The following is a 6,715-nucleotide window of genomic DNA, read 5'->3' as shown; positions in this document are numbered from 1 at the left end:
CTTGCCGAAGCGCATAAAGTCCGGGTGCAAAAAGCGCAGAAAACGGCGCTAAATAAGCTAATGGGCCAGATTGGTAAACCGTATCGCTGGGGCGGCAGCTCACCGCGTACCGGTTTCGACTGCAGCGGCCTGGTCTATTACGCCTATAAAGATCTGGTTAAGTTCCGCATTCCGCGTACCGCCAACGAAATGTACCATCTGCGTGACGCCTCCCCGGTGGATCGCGGTGAGCTCGAAAGCGGCGATCTGGTGTTCTTCCGCACCCAGGGTCGCGGCACCGCCGATCACGTTGGTGTCTACGTTGGCAACGGCAAATTTATTCAGTCGCCGCGTACCGGCCAGGATATTCAGATCACCTCCCTGAGCGAAGAGTACTGGCAGCGCCATTACGTTGGCGCTCGCCGCGTGATGAAGCCCAGCACGCTGCGTTAACCCCCTGCCCCGTGGGTAAGCCTGCGGGGTAAGTTCCTCTTTTGTAGGGTCTTTCAATTTGCTACTCTATCCTTACATTCAATATGGTTATTGAATGGTTCACTATAATAAGGAGAGAAGCAATGTCGTTTGAATTACCTGCATTACCGTATGCAAAAGACGCTCTGGCCCCGCATATTTCTGCGGAAACCCTGGAGTATCACTACGGCAAACACCACCAGACCTATGTCACCAACCTGAATAACCTGATCGCCGGCACCCCATTTGAAGGGAAAACCCTGGAAGAGATCGTGCGTAGTTCTGAGGGCGGCATCTTCAATAACGCCGCGCAGGTGTGGAACCACACCTTCTACTGGCACTGCCTGGCGCCTCAGGCCGGTGGTGAACCGACGGGTGATCTGGCTGACGCCATCATCGCCACCTTTGGTAGCTTTGCGGAATTTAAAGCGAAGTTTACCGACGCCGCGGTGAAAAACTTTGGCGCGGGCTGGACCTGGCTGGTGAAAGAGGCGGACGGGAAACTGGCCATCGTTTCCACGTCCAATGCGGGCACGCCGTTGACCAGCAACGCTACCCCACTGTTAACGGTGGATGTATGGGAACACGCTTACTACATCGATTACCGTAATGCGCGCCCGAACTACCTCGAGCACTTCTGGGCGCTGGTAAACTGGGAATTTGTTGCGAAGAACTTCGCGGCATAACGAAAAACGCAGAAGGCCGGGCCTTCTGCGTTTTGGTCTTATTCGGCGGCACAAACCGGTTCAGGTTGTTTTCTGTCGGCCATTAGCACCAGCAGAAGCCCCAGCGCGGCAATGATGGCCCCCATCACCGGAACAAAGCTGTACCCCAGCCCGCCGGAGATCACCGCACCACCCGCCGCCGCACCCAGCGCATTCCCCAGATTAAACGCCCCGATATTGACGGAAGAGGATAACCCTGGCGCATCGCTTGCCACCCGCATCACACGCATTTGCAGCGGCGGTACCACCGCAAAGGTCGCCATCCCCCATACCACCATCGCGAACGCCGCCCCCACTTCATTACGTGCCAGCCACGGGATCGCCACCATAATCGCGATCAGCAGCAGTAGAAAGCCTTTCAGGGTGCCGCTTACGGAGCGGTCCGCCAGCTTGCCTCCCAGGAAGTTGCCGAGGGAGAAACCGACGCCAATCAGCACCAGCATCGCGGTAACAAAAGCAGGCGTCGCCTGGTTAATGTCATGCAGAACGGGCGCAATGTAGGTGTAGAGGGTGAACATTGCCCCAGCACCGAGAACCGTGGTCAGTAAGGCGGAAAGCACCTGCGGGCGCATCAGCACCGCCAGTTCTTTACGCACATCCGGCTTTTCGCCCGCGCCACCCGCAGGGAGGGAGAAGAAGAGCGCGACCATCGAGACCACGCCCAAAAGCGCCGTCGCCAGGAAGGACATCCGCCAGCCGATGGCTTCGCCCATCCACGTTGCGGCGGGTACGCCGCCAATATTGGCGATGGTGAGACCCATAAACATGGTTGCTACGGCGCTGGCCTGTTTATGCTTCGGCACTACGCTTGCGGCGACCACCGACCCGAGGCCAAAGAAGGCGCCGTGATTGAGGCTGGTCAAAATACGCGACAGCATCAGGGTGGTGTAATCCGGGGAGAGCGCCGACAGCACGTTACCGACGGTAAAGATCGCCATCAGGAAGATCAGCGCATTACGACGGCCGCGATGGGAAAGCAGCAAGGTCATCAGCGGTGCCCCTACCATTACGCCGATAGCGTAGGCGCTGATTAACATGCCCGCAGCGGGAATAGAGACATCCACACCCCGGGCGATAACCGGTAGCAGTCCCATTGGAGAAAACTCGGTGGTGCCGATGCCAAATGCGCCAATGGCCAGGGCCAGCAGCGGAAAATTGATTTTCATACTTCAACTCCGGATACCGTGTCGTCAGGCGACACAGAACAATGAAGGCGAAAGCATGACATCAATCACAAAAAATGAGAAGTTAACAATTTGGCAAAAGATTTTTGCCGGACGCGTAACAATAGCAGAAGGGAGACGAGGGAGCGTTAGCTCCCTCGCAAATATCAGTGCAGCGCAGCCGTGAGACCGCTGGCAACGATCAGACCCAGAACAATAACGGTGGTAATCAGCGAAAACTTAAGATCGGTACTCATCAATTTTTCTCCTTTTAATCACCCTACGAAGAGTGAGCTTGCTCATTTTTGCACAGTTCAGGGTAAAAATCTTGCTGGATTTAGATTGATATCGATTTTTACTCTTCCCCTTTTGGTCAAGATCAGCCAAAATTCCACGCTAAATTTATTAGCGTACCGGCCATTGACCCCCTCCTGACGTCCTGTGTCGTTTTCCCGGCGTACCGCAATTCAAATTGCGCAATTAGGGCGAGTGAAGGCAAACGTTTACCTATTGGCTTTTCAGGAGCTTAAGATATGGTCTGGAGTGACATCTGATGGCAACAATTAAAGACGTAGCGAAACGCGCAAACGTTTCCACTACAACCGTATCACATGTTATTAACAAAACCCGCTTTGTGGCGGAAGAGACGCGTAACAACGTCTGGGCAGCGATCAAAGAGCTGCACTATTCTCCGAGCGCCGTCGCCCGTAGTCTGAAGGTGAACCACACCAAATCGATCGGCCTGCTGGCGACCAGCAGCGAAGCCCCCTACTTCGCAGAAATTATTGAAGCGGTAGAGAAAAACTGCTTCCAGAAAGGTTACACCCTGATCCTCGGCAACGCCTGGAACAGCCTGGAGAAGCAGCGGGCCTATCTGTCGATGATGGCGCAAAAGCGCGTCGACGGCCTGCTGGTAATGTGCTCGGAATACCCGGAGCCGCTGCTGAAGATGCTGGAAGAGTATCGCAATATCCCGATGGTGGTGATGGACTGGGGCGAAGCGAAAGCGGACTTCACCGACTCGGTCATTGATAACGCCTTTGAAGGTGGCTACATGGCCGGACGTTATCTGATCGAACGCGGGCATCGCGATATCGGCGTCATCCCGGGCGCGCTGGAGCGCAACACCGGCGCCGGTCGTCTGGCCGGTTTTATGAAAGCGATGGAAGAAGCCTTAATCACGGTGCCGGAAAACTGGATCGTCCAGGGCGACTTTGAACCGGAGTCCGGCTATCGCGCCATGCAGCAGATCCTCTCCCAGACGCCGCGTCCGACCGCTATTTTCTGCGGCGGCGATGTTATGGCGATGGGTGCTCTGTGTGCCGCTGACGAGATGGGCCTGCGCGTTCCGCAGGACGTTTCGCTGATCGGGTATGATAACGTGCGCAACGCCCGTTTCTTCACCCCGGCGCTGACCACCATCCACCAGCCAAAAGATTCGCTGGGCGAGACCGCCTTTAACATGCTGCTCGACCGTATCGTCAATAAACGTGAAGAGTCGCAGTCCATTGAAGTGCATCCGCGTTTGATCGAACGCCGCTCCGTCGCCGATGGCCCGTTCCGCGACTACCGCCGTTGATCCGCTTAGGGAGCCAGTACCTCTGGCTCCCGCAACCACTCCCTGTTCATCGTTTCACTGTCCCCCAGATAATCCAGCAGCCACGCCAGCGCCGGTGACATGTCGTTTTGTTGCCAGGTGAGGCAGCAGGCCGCATCCGGGAAGGGGTTTTCCAGCGTCAGCTCCACCCATTTGCCACTGTCTATCCAGGGCCGGGCAAAATGGACCGGCACCATCCCCACGCACAGCCCGGCCGACAGGCAGGTCGCAGAGGATTCCCAGTCCGGGGTGACGATCCGCCGCTGGTTATCCAGCAGCCAGGTGATCCGTTTCGGCAGCGAGCGGGAGGTATCTTCCCGCACCAGCGACGGCCAGTTGCGCAGGGTATCATCGCTGAGCGGGCCGGGAAGCGCGGCCAGCGGATGGTGGCTGGCCACCACGCAGACCCAGCTCAGCATCCCCATATCGCGAAACGCGTAGCGCCCCCCCACCGGTATCGCCTGGGTCGCGCCGATCGCCATCTCCACCCTGCCATCCGCCAGCGCATCCCAGACACCGTTAAAGACCTCTTGGGAGACGCGCAGCTCAACGTCAGCGAAGTGGCGATAAAAGTCGACGATCATCTGGCGGGTGCGCTCGGGACGAACGATGTTATCCACCGCAATGGAGATATGCCCGCGCCAGCCGTTGGCAATCTGCTGACACTGTTCGCGGGTGATCTGCATTTTTTTGATAACAGAACGCCCCTCCTTCAGAAACCACAGCCCGGCAGGCGTCAGCTCCACATCACGGTGTCGCCGTTCAAATAGCGGCACCGCCAGCCACTCCTCAAGTTGACGCACCGTATAGCTGATGGCTGACGGGACACGATGTAGCTCCTGTGCCGCGCCGCTGAAACTGCCGTTACGCGCGACGGCATCCACCACTTCAAGGGAATATTCTGACCACATTTTCTGCCTGCAAAAAATTTGAATGCAACCGCCAAATATTAGCGTTTCACAAGCGGGATTGCACTGCCTACACTCAGCGGCTACCTAAACCTGCATCCATAAGGACAATAAAACCATGCAACCCGGGAAAGGATTTTTAGTCTGGCTCGGCGGCCTGAGCGTGCTGGGCTTCCTCGCCACCGATATGTACCTGCCTGCGTTCGCCATCATGCAGGCGGATCTGCAAACCCCGGCTGCCGCCATCAGCGCCAGCCTGAGCCTCTTCCTGGCCGGTTTTGCCTTCGCGCAGCTGCTCTGGGGACCGATGTCTGACCGCTTCGGACGCAAGCCGGTACTGCTGGCCGGCTTAGCCATCTTTGCATTCGGCTGCCTCGGTATGCTGTGGGTACGCGACGCCACCTGGCTGCTGGTGCTACGCTTTATCCAGGCGGTGGGGGTCTGCGCCGCGGCGGTGACCTGGCAGGCGCTGGTGACCGATTACTACCCGGCATCGCGAACCAACCGCATTTTCGCCACCATCATGCCGCTGGTTGTCTTGTCGCCAGCGCTGGCACCGCTGCTCGGCAGCTGGATCCTCGCCCATTTCAGCTGGCAGGCCATTTTTGCGGTGCTGTTTGCCATTACCCTGGTGCTGATGATCCCGGCCTTTTTCCTGAAGCCAGTGACGGTAAAAGAGGCGCAGCCAACCTCCCGCGTGATCTTCTTCACCCTGCTTCGCTCCCGGATCTACCGCGGTAACGTACTGATCTACGCCGCCTGTTCCGCCAGCTTCTTCGCCTGGCTGACCGGCTCGCCGTTTATCCTCAGCGATATGGGCTACAGCCCGGCGGCGATCGGCCTGAGCTATGTGCCGCAGACTATCGCCTTCCTGATTGGGGGTTACGGCTGCCGCGCCGCCCTGCAAAAATGGCCGGGTCACCAGATGCTGCCGTGGCTGCTGGGCCTGTTTGCCCTCAGCGTGATCGGTACCTGGGCGATCGGGTTTATTCCGGGCGTCAGCCTGGCGGCGCTGCTGGCCCCCTTCTGCCTGATGGCAGTGGCGAACGGCGCCATCTACCCTATCGTGGTAGCGCAGGCGCTGCGTCCCTTCCCGCAGGCAACCGGCAGCGCGGCGGCACTGCAGAACACCCTGCAGCTGGGACTCTGTTTCCTCGCGAGCCTGCTGGTCTCCTGGCTGATTGCCACCCCGTTGCTGACCACCACCAGCGTGATGGTGGCGACCGTCGTGCTGGCCGCGCTTGGCTATCGGATGCAGTATCTCCCTGTGGGCCAGCAGGATGAGAGCCCGCAGGCAGAATCTTCGCACGCCTGACAGGATAAATAATTAGCGTGCTAACAATATCCTGTTGAATCACCAGGATATCAGTCCTATACTGGCTAAAGCTTTCTGATAAATACTAAAATTATTAAGTGTTAACGGGAGCCGGATTGCTCCCGTTTTACCATGGATGGCCTTTCGGCAAGGGTCCTCTCCCTTCCTCTGTTCTACGTCGGATATTAGCCTCACGGGTTGCACCGTGAAATTTCTCACTCTCCATAAAGAGCGTCTACGCTGTTTATGGGTTCTGATCACATCAGGTGATGGAGAAGCTATGAGTTCATCGTGTATAGAAGAAGTCAGCATCCGGAATGATGACTGGTTCCGGATAGTCAATGAATTGCTGAGCCGCGCGGGTATCACCATCAACGGCCCGGCATCCTCCGATCTACAAGTTAAACACCCCGATTTTTTTAAACGCGTCGGGCCGGATTATTAAAAAAAAAAAAAAATGTAAAAAGAGGAGAGAGAGGTGTGAAGGACGGAGTGTAGGCTAAGGGAATGGGAGAGTGTCAAGAGCACGGGGTAGGTGTGTAGTGGTAATGTAACAG

Annotated in this window: 7 protein-coding genes and 1 pseudogene; 5 read left to right on the top strand and 3 right to left on the bottom strand. The window is 57.1% G+C overall.

The genetic code is table 11. The annotated features are described in order from the left end of the window. Both WFM46_RS22250 and sodB read left to right on the top strand, forming a co-directional pair. Positions 1-432: C40 family peptidase (locus WFM46_RS22250; protein ID WP_336998569.1), on the top strand; the 432-nt coding region annotated here is incomplete at its 5' end. Positions 433-554: 122 nt separating this feature from the next. Beyond that, positions 555-1,136 (top strand): superoxide dismutase [Fe], encoded by a 582-nt coding sequence (gene sodB / locus WFM46_RS22245; RefSeq protein WP_103179359.1) that lies wholly within the window; start codon positions 555-557, stop codon positions 1,134-1,136. A gap of 38 nt (positions 1,137-1,174) precedes the next feature. Here the strand turns inward: sodB and WFM46_RS22240 are convergent, their stop codons facing one another. Beyond that, a complete protein-coding gene (locus WFM46_RS22240; RefSeq protein ID WP_103179358.1) occupies positions 1,175-2,341 on the bottom strand; it encodes an MFS transporter in 1,167 nt (388 codons plus the stop codon). 164 nt (positions 2,342-2,505) lie between these two features. Next, positions 2,506-2,595 (bottom strand): cytochrome bd-I oxidase subunit CydH, encoded by a 90-nt coding sequence (gene cydH, locus WFM46_RS22235; protein WP_103179357.1) that lies wholly within the window; start codon positions 2,593-2,595, stop codon positions 2,506-2,508. A 296-nt stretch (positions 2,596-2,891) separates the two neighbouring features. Between cydH and purR the strand changes: the two genes are divergently transcribed. Further along, on the top strand, positions 2,892-3,917 hold the full coding sequence (gene purR, locus WFM46_RS22230) for an HTH-type transcriptional repressor PurR (protein WP_103179356.1): 1,026 nt from the start codon (positions 2,892-2,894) through the stop codon (positions 3,915-3,917). 5 nt (positions 3,918-3,922) lie between these two features. Here purR and punR read toward each other — a convergent pair whose 3' ends face one another. After that, a complete protein-coding gene (gene punR, locus WFM46_RS22225) occupies positions 3,923-4,846 on the bottom strand; it encodes a DNA-binding transcriptional activator PunR (protein WP_103179355.1) in 924 nt (307 codons plus the stop codon). Between the two features lie 115 nt (positions 4,847-4,961). On the opposite strand from punR, the gene punC reads away from it, so the two are divergent. Beyond that, a complete protein-coding gene (gene punC / locus WFM46_RS22220) occupies positions 4,962-6,158 on the top strand; it encodes a purine nucleoside transporter PunC (RefSeq protein ID WP_336998568.1) in 1,197 nt (398 codons plus the stop codon). Between the two features lie 280 nt (positions 6,159-6,438). Then, positions 6,439-6,588, top strand: a pseudogene (locus WFM46_RS22215) (cyclopropane-fatty-acyl-phospholipid synthase); the annotation flags it as partial. Positions 6,589-6,715: the final 127 nt, after the last annotated feature.

Origin of the sequence: Leclercia sp. M50, from assembly GCF_037150775.1 — a bacterium.
Classification (GTDB): domain Bacteria; phylum Pseudomonadota; class Gammaproteobacteria; order Enterobacterales; family Enterobacteriaceae; genus Enterobacter.
The sequence above is the reverse complement of the archived record's forward strand: the minus strand, read 5'-3'. Positions and strand labels throughout refer to the sequence as shown.